The sequence below is a fragment of the Novosphingobium sp. BL-S-19 genome (assembly GCF_055521675.1).
Window position 1 is genome coordinate 1576571 of the sequence record NZ_CM145498.1, and the last position, 14792, is coordinate 1591362.

Below are 14792 nucleotides of genomic sequence, written 5' to 3' on the forward strand. Positions count from 1 at the left end.
TTTGTCCACCAGTTTTCCCGGTTAAGTTCACCCTAACCGGGCCTTCATGGGGGCTGACGAAGGTGCGAAGCATACGCGTATCTACTTTCTGCGGGGAATGCCCCCCAGCCGCCTTTTCGTACCCCCTCGCTTCAATGTCGTGTTTGATTGGGCCGGCTTGCGAGCAGGGCATCAACCATGGCTGACCAGACTTTTTGCAGGTCGTCCTGACTGATGCTGCAGCCGAGCTGTCTGCGAAGACAGTTCTGACCCGCGAGGAGCATTTTCGGCGTAGCTTCCCGCACGGCGGCAAACGTAGCGCAAACATTTTCGCAAAGCTCGTCCTTTAGGTCAGCGCCAAGGCAATCCCAGTCATCGTGCCCGCTTTCTGAATGCACAAGTGCCCTAGCTGCACGTTCTATCGGCATCGGTGATTTCTCCTGATCCAGGGCTCCAACCGGTACGAAGGGTATCCGTGGACAGTCGCCGACGAGACTGTCAGTCCGGATCACGACACGCAACTCGTTTCCGGGTACCTTGCCGTTCGCGCGGGGCGATTTGGCGATTGCTCGTGAACCTCGCTGGCTTTCATGAAGAGCTTGGATAGCGATTGCCGTCCATGAAACCGCGAAATACTCAGTTGGCGCAGAGGGCTTGCGTAAATATCAATAGGGCTTTTTGTAAACGGATGCAGCAAGCGTTGGGAGTTTAGACTGGTGGCGCCAATGCTGTGGGACACGCGTTACCAACTCTTAAAGCGAAAAATGCAGCACGAGTAGGTATGACTGTAGCGGCCGGGTCACGAGAAATGTCAGCCCATCCTGATCTAGAACCCAACCGCCTCACCCCCCTTGAGTTTCCCCCCTGGCTTGGAACCGAAACGCCGTTCCAAACTTAGCTTCCTGTCTGCCGGCTTTCAAAAAGCGGCCCTAACTGGACTGACAGGAGCTTTGATGACCGACCGCCTCACAGTTCAAGATCCTCGCACCCAGTACCCGAAGCCGCCGTTCCCAGAGCAACCGCAACCGGTGCCCGGTATTGCCGCGAAGTTGGATCCAAAGCCCGACCACGGGGAAGAAAGCTATGTGGGCGCGGGCAAACTCAAGGGCCGCAAGGCTCTCGTCACCGGCGGTGATTCCGGGATCGGGCGTGCAGCGGCGATTGCTTATGCCCGTGAAGGTGCCGATGTCGCGATCGCCTATCTACCGAGCGAAGAACAGGACGCTCAGGAAGTCATTGGCCTCATCGAGGCGGACGGCCGAACTGCCGTAGCTCTTCCCGGCGACATCACCAACGAAGCCTGGAGCAGGCAGCTGGTCGAAGACGCAGTGAACGGTCTTGGCGGGCTCGACATTCTGGTCATCAACGCCGGGCGCCAGCAGTTTCGAGAGGACATCGGGGCGGTCAGCTCTGAAGATTTCGACAAGACCCTCAAAACCAACCTTTACGCGCTTCATTGGATCGCGCAGGCCGCCGTTCCGCACCTGCCGGCGGGTGCATCCGTCATCACCACCGCTTCGGTGCAGGCCTACGAGCCTTCGGATATCCTCCTGGACTACGCCACAACCAAGGCCGGCATCGTTGCCTACACCAAGGCACTAGCAAAACAGCTGATCGAGAAGGGCATCCGTGCCAATGTGGTTGCGCCAGGGCCGTTCTGGACCGTGCTTCAGGCGAGTGGCGGCCAGCCTAAGGAAAGGGTCGCCAAATTCGGCGAGCAAAGCCAATTCGGCCGTCCTGGGCAGCCTGTTGAAATCGCGCCGGTCTATGTGCTCCTCGCCTCGCAGGAAGGCAGCTACATTACTGGAGAAGTCTATGGCGTCACGGGCGGCGCCGGCATCGCCTGAGTAATGACGTAGCGGCCCGGTACGGCGGCGGTCCGCTACGCCGTCAGGCCTTGCTGGGCTGGAATTGTCATCACCAGGAAGAGCCCATCTGCGTGCCATGATTTCGAAACTGTTGCATTGAGGCTCGCGAGGCTCGCTGCCTCGAGTTTGCTGCCGAAACCAGATCGTATCGGCGCCTCCAAGACGGCCGGACCGCCTTGCTCGCGCCATGTCACACGGACCGCCTGATCGGAACTTTCAACGTCAATCTTGAGAACGCCCGACGGCGTAGACAGTGCGCCGTATTTTGCAGCGTTCGTGGCATATTCGTGGAGGAGGAGGGCCAGAGTGTTCAACATCTGGCCTTCAACCAAGACTTCTTCACCCGCTTCCACCACTTCAATAGATTGCGAGGAGCGATACGGGGCCAAAATAGCACGCAGCAGTTCGGCGAGGCTGGCCATCGACGGTGCAGGTGCATCCGCCTCAAAATGCATGGTCAAGCTGTGCGCTTGTGCCAATGCAGACACGCGCTCGCGGAGTGTTCGAGCCAATTCGTCGGCAGACTCCGCACTGCGTGCGCTCATGGCAACGAGGCTGCCAACCAGCGCGAACAGGTTTTTGATGCGATGGTCCATCTCCCCCATCAGCAGCCGCTGTCGCGATTGTGATTCGACGCGCTCTCCGATGTCACGGGCTATCTTTGACGCCCCGATGACGTTGCCTTCGTCGTCCCGGATGGGGGAAATAGTAAGGGAAACGTGGATCGGCGATCCGTCCTTTCGCCTGCGCACAGTCTCGAAATGTTCGGTTCTTTCGCCAACGCGAATGCGGGCAAGAATCTCGTTCTCTTCGTGAAGTCGATCCTCAGGTATGAGCAACGTAATCGGCTGCCCAATCACCTCGTCAGCCGTGTATCCGAAGAGGCGCTGGGCACTTTGATTCCAGCTCATGATCGTGCCGTCGAGCGATTTGCTGACGATCGCGTCTTCCGAACTGTCGACGATCGCGGCGAGTTTTGCGCTGGCGTGCTGGGCGACCCGGCGAAACTCAGCTTCTTTTCTTGCTTCGGCAATAAGTGCGGCGTTGTCGATGGCGATTGCGGCATGGGCGGCAATCGCCTTCACGACTTCCTCTGCTTCTTCATCGAACACAGCCGGCTTGTCATGTGCAATGAAGAGGCCGCCGTGGACGACGCCCTTTCTGGAAATCACCGGGACAGCGAGATAGCTAACTACAGGCAGATGCCCCTTCGGCATTCCGAAGTACGGGCTATTAAACCCAAACCGCGGGTCCGCGCGAATATCTTGTGACCGCACCACGCCGGTTCCATCAAAAGTCGGGGCGAAGACCGCCGTATTGCGCGGCATTGGAAAGCCGGCAAAGTGAGACCGAGAAACGCCCGAAAGTGTGTAAAGGCTGTATATCTCGCCCTGGTCGTCAATCTGGTTGTAGAAGAACGCACCGAACTTGCCGCCGGACGCCTGAGTGGCTGCATCGGTGACCTTTTGGACCAAGTCCTCCAGATCAAAATCTCCTGCGACCGTTTGCGCGATGCTGCTGAACAGCCTCAGGCGCTGGACCTCGGCGGACACGGTGTGTCGTTCGTCATCACCTGGCGATTCTTGTATCATCGACTTTCGCTGACCAAAAATAACTCCACGAGCGCGCCCGATTGCTCCGATTTTAACGTCGTTCCAATGGCAGGCAAGTGCCCATGCCGGGAGACTTTGGCGATCTCCAGCGCCCATTTTTGCCGGTTGTCGCCTTCGCCCGCGACCGCATCGGCCGGAATCCACAGGGTGTAATCTCTCATATGGGCGTCAGCAGCGGTGATCAAAATGCAGATATCTGTCGCGATCCCGGTCAGCACCAAGCGCGTGACGCCGAGCTTGGGCAGCGACACGAGCAGGTTCGTCGCGTAAAACCCGGAGAACTGCGGTTTGAGGATGAAATAATCCTTGTCCCGTGGGCGGAGATTTTTTGGCGATCGGATTGTGTCGTTCCAATGCGCGATCAATCAACGCGGAACGGTCCGAATGCCATTCACCGAAATTGTCGTTCACATAGATGACCAGATAATCGAGCGCATTGCATTGCCCGATGAGGCCTCCGATGGCCGGTACGATTGTCCTTGCCCGAGCACGAGTGTTTCCGCACCCCGAAAGTCGAAGCAGTTGATCATGTCCATGATCAACAGGGCGGTACCTGTCGCAGGGTGTTCCATATGCACTCCGGTTCGCTGTTCGGGCAAGGGATCGGGCACTGCTTGGCTCATCCGCGAAGTGAGTCAGGTTTTTGTTCCGCTGTTTTCTGCCGCGACCGGCGGATGTGACGCAGGCCCTCAGTCTACTCCTTTTCTCCCTCAACGACGAGATCGGGGCGGGGAACAATTTCTCCGGCAAGCCGTTCGCATAGCCCTTGACGATTGCGCCGATGCCTGCCGCGACATCCTTGTCCTTGCTATCCGTCATATGGAAAGTCCTTTCGCGCCCAAGCCTTGCGGACTTCAAAGCTTCCATTCGCTATCCGGGGTAGGGGGCAGCCTTTAAAAGTCCTGCAAGGTGGGCTGCATTCCCGGCCACCATTTTCGCTGTCTTCGCGACCATTTCAGGTGTGTCTTCCAGGTCCTTGAAGTCGGTGGAGCCCATCGCTTCGCCCACCCAATAGCATGCGGCTACCGCAGGGATTGTCCAACCGACATCGTTGAGTGCCTGGAAAAGCTGGGCGGAGGAAAAATGCGCGCCGTCCTCGTTTCCGACGATTGCCGCGACTGCGACTTTGCCATAGCTCGGCATACGTCCGGCCTCGTCAGTTTCATCGAGAAACGCATCCATGCGTTCGAGCACGCGTTTGGCAATGCTGCCGATCTGTCCCATCCAGATCGGTCCGCCGAAAATCAGAATATCATGCGCGAGGATCTTCTCGCGAAGCGCGGGCCAGTCGTCACCTTCTCCCTCGTCGGAGGTGACGCCGGGCAGGATGTTGAGTGCGGTGACACGGACGGTTTCGGTGATGGTCACCTGTTGTTCGGCGAAGGCCCTCTTGAGAACCGAGATCATCGCGTCGCTTGATGATGCTTCATCCGGATTGGATTTCAGCGTGCAATTGATAGCCAGAGCCTTGAGCGCCATCGACGTTCTCCTTGGAGGCGACATCCCGCAAAAAGTCGCTGTTGATAGTCCAACGTCTGGCTGGCTGATGGGTTCGCGGCAAATTGGGCGGCAGAACTCGCACCATCCCGGTTTGTGAAGGCCGTCAGCCTTTGGAACCGCAAGGCCTTGCCGCCGGTTGAAATCGCATGTGGCTGAAGAGGAAAGCCGATGCCGACCAAGCCATGGCCTTCAGCGAAAAGCAGCGCACGGATCGCGTTTGCCGAATTTATTCGGGATCCTGCGAAGGTCGGATCGGCGTTCCCTGCAACGGTACGTCTGGTCGACCGGGTATTCGAGCCGCTAAACTGGCCGAGGATAGGGGTTCTGGTGGAGTTCGGCCCCGGAACCGGACGTTTTACCTCAGCGGCCCTGGTGCGGATGCGCCGCGGGTCTCGCCTGATCGCGATCGAGCCAGGCGGCGAATTCGTGGAACACTTGCAAAGTTCCATACGTGACCCGCGCCTTTCCGTAGTGCGCGGCCTCGCCCAGGACGTTGCAAAAATATTGAGCGATCACGGCCTTTCGCAAGTGGATTGCGTTGTCTCAGGACTTCCATTCTCGACGCTGGATCATGCCGTTGGCGCACAAATCGCCGAGGCTAGCGCGTCGATTCTGAGCCCGCAGGGCATTTTTGCCGCATATCAGATGAGAACCAGCGTGAAGCCGCTGCTGAGACGGTACTTCTATTCGGTTCGCAGCCGGTACGAATGGCGTAATATTCCTCCATGCCATCTGTATTGGGCCAGCAATCCAAGGTTTCGTCCCCACTTACAATCATTGGTGGGAGTGAGATCGCGTAATGCCTGCCTTTCTGAAGAATATCGGCCTTACGTTCGTTTTGCTGGTGCTCTTTGCATTCAGCATTCTGGGTCGGTGGCTTACCGGCTGGAGGGTGGCGATCGAAGAAGCGATGCGCCACGGGCAGCATGCGGACAATATTTGGGGCTATGCTCGCAGCCCGCAGTTTCTCTCGTCGGTATTCGAGAACTGGGAGAGCGGATACCTGCAAATACAGGCCTGCGTTATTCTCACTGCATTTCTTGTTCAGAAGTGATCAGCGGAATCGAAAGATTCGGATGAGTCGCCGCACGGTGCCGAGCTGGCCCTACTGGGCAACACGTCCGGTGCGCCCGAGATCCTCACATGGGGCCACGTCTGGCGTGCGCTTTACGCCCGTTCTCGGGGGATGGCTCTGGAGCGTTGTTCGTGATCCCTTTCGTGATCCACTCGACCCAAAGCGCGCACGTGGCCGCAGAGGAGGCGCTATCCCATGGCCAAGCGCCGTCCACACTCCTCGAATATCTTTTCGATCCGCAGCTGTGGTTCGAATTGTTCCAGAACTGACAAAGCGAGTTTTTCTCGACTGCGGTGCTGGTGGTGCTGTCTATCTATCTGCACCAGCGGGAGTCCCAGGAATCGAAACCTGTCGCCGCTCCCCACGCCAAGACCGGGAATTGATCTGGAAGCGGAGGGAGCGGCGATACCCTCAGTTGAGGCCATTCTGTTCCTTGACGCCAGTTTCCTGATCCTGGCCGAGCTTTTCTGCGTGCCAGATGTTGCGACCGGCAAAAACCAGGACGATGACCGCGAGGATAACCGCGACCACGAAAATGCCCGCACGGCCCAGCCGCCGCTCGCTCGGTTGATCGGGCTTCTTCATGGCTTGTCAGCGACTTTGGCGCGCTGGTCTTCCGGGTAGTCCTCAGGCTTGACTGCTCCCACGTTTGGTCGGTCTTCCACCTTTTCGGGCTTGAGCGGACCTTCTTCCTGGCGACGGGGATCGACTGCGTCGGGACGGGCATCGCCCAAGGGGCCCCGCTTGCTGGCGTTATCGTCCATCAGGTCACTCCTTCATGCGGTGACAAGATTGACGGCAGTGGGCTTGGCTGCCGGCAATCCGCCCGATTTCGCCATCGCCAAGAGTTCGGTTTTGCGTGCCAACATACGGTCCCGCAGTTCAACGAGATCGACGTCTGTTTTGCGACACTGCGCGAACATGCCTTCGGAGGGCATTTCCTCCTCGTGGACATGGTGCTTGATCTCTTCCGACAGCACCTTGACCTTGGCTGCAAAGAAGCTGTCGTCCGGCGCGGCGGCCTCGATGTCATTGATCAGAATTTTCGCACCATCGTGTTCGACATAGGCCTCGTCGAGAGTGTCGTCCTCGATCTTGCCTCGAAAGCTCGGATAGAAAATTTCTTCTTCAATGGCCGTATGGATCTTGAGTTCTACGCAGATCTGGTGCGCAATGGATTTCTTCTGGGAAGCCGAGCGGGCTCCTTCGAATTTTTCGAACAGTTCTTCGACAGTCCGATGGTCGGCTTTCAACAAGGCAATTGCATCGGTGAACTGAGTCATGGGATTCTCCGTTGCCTGAATGCCTAGGTAAGTCCGTCGCGGGCAGACTCGTTCCCAGCAGGAAAATTAAGTGCGCCTTTGCGTCAGCTTTCCAGTGCCGTCATTACCGATCTCGATGTAACTAAGCTGTGCAGGTTTCTCATCGCTTTGGAGAGAACATCTTGGCGACGCTTTGGATTTTATTTCAGCGGCGCGATAATTAACTCAGGTTCGGTGGCCGATCGGGCGGGAACGTCGTTTGATGCGTTGCGGGGACCCACGAGCGTGGAAGAGTGGGACAAAGCCATTTTGCGCAAGCTCCGCCACACGCTGCCACGGCACATGGCCGAAGCTTTGCCACAAGATAGGGCTCAATGTGGAACTACCCTGAAAGGCCTCCGTTTATCGATGATGGACAGCCCGGCACGACAATCCCAGCGTTGGCCCAGCGCGCTCTGGCTTATTCGCCATGGCCAGAGTGCCGGCAATGTCGCGCGCGATATGGCACATGCGAACGGAATGCCGCGCATCGCGCTCGATCATCGGGATGTCGATGTGCCCCTCTCCCCTCTTGGCATGGATCAGGCGCGAGCGTTGGGGCATTGGTTTGCGCAAGGCGAGGAGGGCCTGCGTCCAGAAGTGATCCTCTCGAGCCCTTACTTGCGCGCGCTTCAGACCGGCGAAATCTTCCGCGAGGCGGGGGGCTGCGGATCCGAGCTCAGGATCTGTCTTGACGAGCGGCTGCGGGAAAAGGAATTCGGGATACTCGACGGGCTCACCACTGTCGGCATTCGCGAATTGCAGCCGGAGCAGGCGAATTTCCGCAAGGTGCTGGGCAAGTTCTACCACCGTCCGCCCGGCGGCGAGAGTTGGGTAGACGTGATTTTCCGCCTTCGTGCACTTCTGGATACGGTTTCGCTGCACTATGCCGGGCAGCGGGTCATGATCATTGCCCACCAAGTGGTGGTGCTGTGCTTGCGCTATGTTTTGGAGAACCTGAGCGAAAAGGAAATCCTCGCGATCGATGCGGAAGGGGACGTGGCCAATTGCAGCGTCACCCAATACCGTTTCGATCCGCAGGCCGGGCGGCTCGTGCTGGAACGCTATAATGTCGTCGCCCCGCTGGAGCGCGAAGGCACCCAGGCCACGCATGAGCCTGATCCCATGATTGCAGCCCGTGGCTGAGCCGGTCGAAGAAGAGGCGAAGTGCGCCCCGCTCGACGCCCCCTGGCTGCGGGCGCATCCCGTGCCGATGCCCTCAGACGGCGTCGACAAGAACGCGCGTGGGCGAGTGCTAGTTATAGGCGGCTGCCTGCAGGTTCCGGGCGGCATTCGGTTGACGGCGGAGGCGGCCTTGCGGGCGGGCGCGGGCAAGGTGCGAATTGCCACCATAGCGTCTGCCGTCATTCCCATCGGCACGATGTTTCCCGAAGCTGCCATGTTGTCGCTACCCGAGGGATTGACCGGCGAGATTGACGTCAAAGCCGATGTGCTCGCACCTCATCTGACGCGCTGCGACGCGGTCGTCGTCGGGCCGGCGATGACATGCGAGCGCCATGCCTCGCGTCTGCTGGAGGCAGTGCTCGATGCGATGGCGGATTGCCGGGCCGGCTCGGGTTCGATTGCCGGGGAAGGGGGGCTGGTGATCGATGCCTCAGCCCTCATGACGCTGGGCGATCACGAAGTGAGCTTGCGGGAACGCGCGACACCGAGCGTGATCACGCCGCACATCGGCGAGATGGCGGCCCTACTGGAGCGCGAAGCTGCCAATGTCGAGCGTGACAGGGTCGCCGCCACACGCGAGGCAGCGGCTCGCTTCAATGCCGTCGTCGTACTGAAGGGCGCCACCACGCTGATCGTGGACCCGGCAGGCCCATGTTTCGTGTACAGCGGCGGGAATGTCGGGCTTGCGACCGGCGGATCCGGCGATGTGCTGGCAGGAATTGCAGGCGCGTTGCTTTCTCGGGGCCTGCCCCCGCTGGAAGCCGCGCTCTGGGCAGTCTGGGTTCATGGAGAGGCCGGCCGACACTGTGCGGAGGCGACCGGGCCGGTGGGCTACCTCGCCCGCGAACTGTTGACTGTAATACCTCGGCTAATGGCATCAGCGCCGAGCGCAAGAGGCGTTCCGAACGATGCAAATCGCCCCAATGACGATGCAACCAAGTCGAAAGCAACGTCCAGAGCCAGATGACTTCTGTCCGGACCATCTATTTTCCGCGGTTTACGCGCCTGAAATGCGACCAACGAAAATGAATGGTCGCCGGCTCAGCACCCGATAACCCTCTCGGGTGGAAGATAAGCTTCTATTTCTCCAGGCAATGCCGAGGCGAGGAAGCAGATGCGGTATTCCACTCTCGAAACCTCCGGAACGACGCGGCGGCCCGCGAATTAAAGGAGTCTGCCCGAAGGAGAGGACAGATGGCTGCACGTCCATACTGGAAAGGCCAGATCCGCCTGGCGCTCGTTTCGATCCCTGTTGAGATTTACTCCGCAACAAAGAGCGGCGCTACAATTGCCTTCAATCAAATCCACGAGCCGTCGGGACAGCGTATCAAATATGAAAAGGTCGTGCCCGGCATCGGTCCTGTGGACGTCGAGGACATCGTCAAAGGGTTTGAGTATGCCAAGGGAGAGTATGTCCTGCTTGACGAGAAGGAGATCGAGGGCGTCAAGCTCGAGAGCAAGAAGACGCTTGAGCTGACTCAGTTCGTCGATGCGCATGACGTCGATATGATCTATTTCGAAAAGCCCTATTACGTCGTGCCGGCCGACGATCTGGCGGAGGAGGCGTTCATCGTCCTTCGCGAAGCGCTGCGGCGCACCCGTAAGATAGGGCTGGGCCAACTCGCCATGCGCGGCCGGGAGTACGTCGTCAGCATCAAGGCCTGCGGACGCGGCATGGTGATGGAGACGCTGCGCTACGCCGACGAGGTCAACAAGGCGACGAGCTATTTTCGCGACATCGGCGATACGGATCCCGACGAGGAGTTACTCGACCTGGCCACGACGCTGATCGACAAGAAAACCGGCAAATTCGACGCAGCCGAATTTCACGATCGCTATGCCGATGCCCTGAAAGAGCTCATCGAGCGAAAAAAGAAGGGCAAGACGCTCAACATCGATTCCGACGACAGCGGCAAGGATCCGCGCGGCTCGAACGTCGTCGATCTGATGGCGGCGCTCAAAAACTCGCTCGGCAGCACGGGCAGGGCGGCGACCAAAACGACTGCCAAGAAGCCAGCCGCTAAGAAAACTGCGAAGGCCGCCTCCAAGAAACCGGCCACCAAATCGGCTGCGAAGCCATCGACGCGCAAGCGGGCCTGAGCCGTGACGGAAAGCCTCGACCATCCCGCCCCTGCGCTTGGGGACGATGATGCCGCTTTTGCCGAAGGGGCGATAACGCTTTGGGCCAACCTCCTGACACTGATCGGCACGCATCTTCGCGAGACAGGCATGCCGAGACAGGAGGTGCTCGACATGCTTGCCATGCTGCACGAGGCAAATGAGGAGACCATCCGCTCGCCGCGCGCCCGCGCGGTGGCATCGCGGCATCTGATGTCGGTTTATCGTGCACTCGGTGAAGCCTGATCGCTCAGCCATTTGGCCCGAAGCGCTTGCGCCCGGGATTTCGCAGGTGCCGGAAATGGTCCTTGATACGCGCGTTGAAGAATGTCCCCGCAGAGGGCGCTCCGCAGAACGCCTCAAAGAGCGATGCAGGCACGTCGTAATAAAGATAATCGCCGGTCTGGTAGAACGAGATCCTGAGGGTCCCTGCCTCGTCGTCGTAGGCGATTTGATCGATGATCGAGGACTGAGAAAAACAATGCGTGCGCATATCATACCGAGCGCACGGGGCAGCGGCTCGTTCCCGGCTCAGCCACGATCCGACTGCATTGCCGGGAAGACGGCCAATGCTGAGTTCGAAAGTCGGCAAAAATCCTACTTCGGGCTAGTCGCCGCGGATTTCCAGTAAATGGCGTCGGCAAGCGACGATCAGCTGCGCGCGATGGCGCAGCATCGCGGGCTGAAGCTGCTGCGCTCCCGGCGGCGCAAACCCGGCGTCGGTGACTACGGGAAGTATGGGCTGGCTGATGAAAGTGGAAATGCCCTTCTTGGTTTCGGCGAAAACGGGCTAACCGCGAGCGCGCAGGATATCGAGGACTTCCTGCGCGAAAGCGAGTTTGGCACATGGAAGCAATCCGCTGAGACGACGCAGCAGCGCCCACGACCGCCGAAAAAGCCTCCGAAACCCGAGCCCGACGATGAAGATGCACCTGTTCGGCGGCGCTCCGGGCAGCGCCTGCGCCGGCGGGCGGCGTCTGGTGCGGATAATCCGCCGCCTGGCAAAAAGGACCTAGCAGGTGGAACCCGCCCAAAACCGGCTTTGAGGCTAGTTCCCCAATCCGGACCGGCGCAAGAGAAACTATCCCGTCCCACCGAAAAGCCCAGATCAAGGAACGAGTCCTCACCTGTACCCGTACCCGACCCAGTGCTGGTTGTGCGTTTAGCTGCCACCGCCGATAGCGAGGAACTGGCGGCGCTGCTCAATCAGCTTTCCGGGGTGGCGATTGAGCCAAGCGAGGTGGAAGCAAATCTGGCCATGGTCCGAAAGGCGAAGGCCGGGTTGATCGTCGCCGAGCTCGGCAAGGTGATCGGCTTCTGCCAGTGGTCAATCATTCCCTCTGTCCATCGCGGTGCGCTGGGCCGCCTGACCGTCCTTGTCGTCGATAAAGCGCATCGGCGGCGGGGCATTGCAACGGCCATGCTGGCCGCGGCGCAGAAAGCGCTGGCGAAGGCTGGATGCAAGCAGGTCGAGGCGCTTAGCGATATCGCGATCAATAACAGTCACAATTTCTTTCGCTCGCTCGGCTTTGAACAAACAAGCTATCGTTTTGTCCGCGACCTCGACGAATAGGGAAGGGCAGCGAGGGAACGAGTTCGGCTCCGCATCGATTAACTGGCATATCGATCGGAACCGACATGGCACGAGCCCTCAAGACAAAGCATACGCAGGCGGAGGAGCGTCTCGGAAAATATCGCGAGAAACGTGATTTTTCGCGTACCGCAGAGCCTTCCGGGGCGACTGGCCCCACAAGCGGCAACGGTTTTGTCGTTCAAAAACACGCGGCATCGCGCCTTCACTTTGACTTCCGGCTCGAACTGGACGGCGTGCTGGTAAGTTGGGCGGTTACGCGGGGGCCGAGCACCAATCCCGACGACAAGCGTCTCGCAGTCCGCACCGAGGACCATCCGCTCGATTACGCGCGCTTCGAAGGAACGATCCCCAAAGGCGAGTATGGCGGCGGCACCGTGATGCTGTGGGACAATGGCACTTGGGAAACGATTCCAGGCAAGGATCCCCGCGAGACCCTGCCCGAAGGCCACCTCCATTTCGTCCTGCATGGCCGCCGCATGCAGGGCGAATGGATCCTTTTCCGCCTCAAGCCGCGCGGCAAGGAGAAGGGAGAAAACTGGATATTGCGCAAGGTGCAGGATGAATTTGCAGGCGGGTCGGATGACCTGACCGGCACCCACCTCACCAGCATGGATACCGGCCGCACCATGGAGGAGATAGCTGCGGGCAAAGCCGGCCCGAAGCGTAACGCGAAAAACCGGAAATCCGTTGCGGCTCCCAATCGGGATCGTGCCGGGCCGGGCCGAGGCAGGAAAGCGAGCTCGCCCCCACCCTTCCAACCCGTGCAACTCGCCGCCCTGGTCGACCGTGTCCCACCCGGCGGCCGCTGGCTTCATGAACTTAAATACGACGGCTACCGCACGCTTCTCGCCCTCGGCGGGGGTGAAGGACGAGCGTATACTCGATCGGGTCTCGATTGGTCGGACCGTTTCGCAGCGCTCATTGCCGAGGCGCAGAAGCTTGGAGCCCGCAGCGCGCTCATAGACGGCGAGGCGGTCGTCACCCTTCCCGACGGGCGCACCAGCTTTCAGGCCCTGCAAGCGGCACTCAAGGCAAACCCCGAGGCCATCGATTATTTCGCGTTCGATCTTCTCGAACTCGATGGCGAGGATCTGACCGGTCTCCCGCTCATTGAACGCAAGGAGAAGCTCGCTGCGCTGATCGGCAAGGGCGGAGGCCGACTTCGCTATTCGGATCATATCGTCGGTAATGGCGAGAAGCTTCTTGCCAGCTTCTGCAGCGCAGGGCTCGAAGGCGTAATCTCGAAGCGCATCGACACGCGCTACAGCGGCTCGCGCAGCGGCAGCTGGGTCAAGACCAAGTGCATTCGCCGTCAGGAGTTCGTGATCGTGGGTTGGACGCCGTCCGACAAACAGCGCGGATTTCGCTCGCTTCTGCTGGGCGTCAATGAAAACGGCAAGTTGCGATACGCCGGCAAGGTCGGCACCGGCTTCACCGGCGATGAGATCGACCGATTGATGGAGATCATGGCACCCCTCGAGCGCAAGGAGGCAACGGTCAAAGCGCCGCGCGCCGCCGTTCGTTCCGCTCACTGGATCGAGCCGAAGCTGGTGGCCGAAATCGCCTATATCGAGTTTACCGATGAAGGCGTCCTTCGCCATCCAAGCTATCTCGGCCTGCGCGAAGACAAGAAGCCCGAAGCGATCGTTCTCGAGACCGAGGCGCCGGTGGCCGCCGCGATCGCTCCGGCGACAGACGCCGTGCGCATCAGCAACCGGGAGCGTGTGATTTTCCCGGAGGGAAAGCTCACCAAAGGCCAGCTTGCGGATTATTATGAGATCGTCGCGCCAATCATGCTGCCATGGGCGGGAAGCAGGCCAATAAGCCTGGTCCGCTGTCCGCAGGGCCGAGCCAAGAAGTGCTTTTTCCAGAAACATGATGCCGGAAGCTTTGGTAGCGAGGTCAAGCAGATCGGTATTCGCGAGAAAGACGGGCACGAAGAGGCGTACCTGTTTGTCGATACGCCGGCGGGGCTTCTCACCTGTGTTCAGATGGGTACGATCGAGTTTCATGGCTGGGGCGCGCGGATCGAGGATATCGAAAAAGCCGATAGGCTCGTATTCGATCTCGATCCCGACGAGGGGCTGGATTTCAAGGACGTCGTTTCAGCCGCATTTCACGTCCGGGACTTGCTTGCCCAGATGGGGCTGACCACCTTTCCGATTGTCACGGGCGGGAAGGGCGTCCATGTCATCGCTCCGCTCACTCCCTCGGCCGAATGGCCCGAGGTGAAAGACTTCGCCCACCGCTTTGCCCTGGCGCTTTCCCAGGCAGACCCCGAACGCTTCACCGCCGCCCTTGCAAAAGCCAAGCGTACGGGAAGGATATTTATCGACTACTTGCGCAATCAGCGCGGCGCGACAGCGGTCATGCCCTATAGCGCCCGAAGCCGCGAATTTGCGCCGATCGCCGTGCCGGTGACCTGGGAGGAACTGCGCGACATCGACAGTCCTTCGCGCTGGCATATCGGCGACGGCGCCGAGATGGTGAAGCGCGCGGCGTCGAAGAATCTCGCTCATTGGGGCCGCGCCGACCAGATTCTACCCGACCTGTAAAAAT

General features: G+C 59.6%; 15 protein-coding genes and 1 pseudogene. 9 read left to right on the top strand and 7 right to left on the bottom strand.

The features are described 5' to 3' along the window. Positions 1 to 932 precede the first annotated feature (932 nt). Entirely contained in the window at positions 933 to 1826 is an 894-nt protein-coding gene (locus tag ACZ1JV_RS15650; protein ID WP_465152277.1) for an SDR family oxidoreductase, read from the top strand. 35 nt (positions 1827 to 1861) lie between these two features. On the opposite strand, the gene ACZ1JV_RS15655 is transcribed toward ACZ1JV_RS15650, so the two are convergent. The 3 genes from ACZ1JV_RS15655 to ACZ1JV_RS15665 all read right to left on the bottom strand — a co-directional run bounded on the left by ACZ1JV_RS15655 (position 1862) and on the right by ACZ1JV_RS15665 (position 4939). Beyond that, positions 1862 to 3439 carry a PAS domain S-box protein gene (locus tag ACZ1JV_RS15655; protein WP_465152278.1) on the bottom strand — a complete coding sequence of 526 codons (1578 nt, stop codon included), beginning with the start codon at positions 3437 to 3439 and terminating at the stop codon, positions 1862 to 1864. Further along, positions 3436 to 3825, bottom strand: coding sequence for a cysteine hydrolase family protein (locus ACZ1JV_RS15660; RefSeq protein WP_465152279.1), 390 nt, complete (start codon positions 3823 to 3825; stop codon positions 3436 to 3438). Before ACZ1JV_RS15660 ends, ACZ1JV_RS15655 begins: the two co-directional genes overlap by 4 nt. Before the next feature lie 505 nt (positions 3826 to 4330). Continuing rightward, complete coding sequence (locus ACZ1JV_RS15665; protein ID WP_465152280.1) at positions 4331 to 4939, bottom strand: flavodoxin family protein; 609 nt, start codon at positions 4937 to 4939, stop codon at positions 4331 to 4333. 189 nt (positions 4940 to 5128) lie between these two features. Here ACZ1JV_RS15665 and ACZ1JV_RS15670 point away from each other — a divergent pair, with 189 nt between their 5' ends. Together ACZ1JV_RS15670 and ACZ1JV_RS15675 are read left to right on the top strand one after the other, a co-directional pair. After that, complete coding sequence (locus ACZ1JV_RS15670) at positions 5129 to 6040, top strand: class I SAM-dependent methyltransferase (protein WP_465152281.1); 912 nt, start codon at positions 5129 to 5131, stop codon at positions 6038 to 6040. 63 nt (positions 6041 to 6103) lie between these two features. Beyond that, positions 6104 to 6418, top strand: a pseudogene (locus ACZ1JV_RS15675) (DUF6766 family protein). Between the two features lie 28 nt (positions 6419 to 6446). On the opposite strand, the gene ACZ1JV_RS15680 reads toward ACZ1JV_RS15675, so the two are convergent. Genes ACZ1JV_RS15680 through ACZ1JV_RS15690 form a run of 3 tightly spaced genes read right to left on the bottom strand, consistent with a single transcriptional unit; the run spans position 6447 to position 7318 of the window. After that, positions 6447 to 6620 (bottom strand): hypothetical protein, encoded by a 174-nt coding sequence (locus ACZ1JV_RS15680; RefSeq protein ID WP_465152282.1) that lies wholly within the window; start codon positions 6618 to 6620, stop codon positions 6447 to 6449. Continuing rightward, a complete protein-coding gene (locus ACZ1JV_RS15685; protein WP_465152283.1) occupies positions 6617 to 6799 on the bottom strand; it encodes a hypothetical protein in 183 nt (60 codons plus the stop codon). The genes ACZ1JV_RS15680 and ACZ1JV_RS15685 overlap by 4 nt, the downstream gene beginning before the upstream one ends. Positions 6800 to 6811: 12 nt before the next feature. Then, positions 6812 to 7318 (bottom strand): hemerythrin domain-containing protein, encoded by a 507-nt coding sequence (locus tag ACZ1JV_RS15690; protein ID WP_465152284.1) that lies wholly within the window; start codon positions 7316 to 7318, stop codon positions 6812 to 6814. Between the two features lie 78 nt (positions 7319 to 7396). Here ACZ1JV_RS15690 and ACZ1JV_RS15695 point away from each other — a divergent pair, with 78 nt between their 5' ends. From ACZ1JV_RS15695 to ACZ1JV_RS15710, 4 genes are all read left to right on the top strand, one after another. Beyond that, the gene (locus ACZ1JV_RS15695; protein ID WP_465152285.1) at positions 7397 to 8482 is read left to right on the top strand and encodes a histidine phosphatase family protein; all 1086 of its coding nucleotides are present in this window, start codon (positions 7397 to 7399) and stop codon (positions 8480 to 8482) included. Then, positions 8475 to 9488 carry an NAD(P)H-hydrate dehydratase gene (locus ACZ1JV_RS15700; RefSeq protein WP_465152286.1) on the top strand — a complete coding sequence of 338 codons (1014 nt, stop codon included), beginning with the start codon at positions 8475 to 8477 and terminating at the stop codon, positions 9486 to 9488. Before ACZ1JV_RS15695 ends, ACZ1JV_RS15700 begins: the two co-directional genes overlap by 8 nt. A 227-nt stretch (positions 9489 to 9715) precedes the next feature. Next, complete coding sequence (ku, locus tag ACZ1JV_RS15705; protein WP_465152287.1) at positions 9716 to 10621, top strand: non-homologous end joining protein Ku; 906 nt, start codon at positions 9716 to 9718, stop codon at positions 10619 to 10621. 3 nt (positions 10622 to 10624) lie between these two features. Beyond that, entirely contained in the window at positions 10625 to 10885 is a 261-nt protein-coding gene (locus ACZ1JV_RS15710) for a hypothetical protein (protein ID WP_465138035.1), read from the top strand. A gap of 4 nt (positions 10886 to 10889) precedes the next feature. On the opposite strand, the gene ACZ1JV_RS15715 is transcribed toward ACZ1JV_RS15710, so the two are convergent. After that, complete coding sequence (locus ACZ1JV_RS15715) at positions 10890 to 11231, bottom strand: KTSC domain-containing protein (RefSeq protein ID WP_465152288.1); 342 nt, start codon at positions 11229 to 11231, stop codon at positions 10890 to 10892. Positions 11232 to 11270: 39 nt separating this feature from the next. Here ACZ1JV_RS15715 and ACZ1JV_RS15720 point away from each other — a divergent pair, with 39 nt between their 5' ends. Together ACZ1JV_RS15720 and ligD are read left to right on the top strand one after the other, a co-directional pair. Further along, positions 11271 to 12212 (top strand): N-acetyltransferase family protein, encoded by a 942-nt coding sequence (locus ACZ1JV_RS15720; protein WP_465152289.1) that lies wholly within the window; start codon positions 11271 to 11273, stop codon positions 12210 to 12212. A 65-nt stretch (positions 12213 to 12277) separates the two neighbouring features. Continuing rightward, positions 12278 to 14788 (top strand): DNA ligase D, encoded by a 2511-nt coding sequence (ligD, locus tag ACZ1JV_RS15725; RefSeq protein WP_465152290.1) that lies wholly within the window; start codon positions 12278 to 12280, stop codon positions 14786 to 14788. The last annotated feature ends 4 nt before the right edge of the window (positions 14789 to 14792 follow it).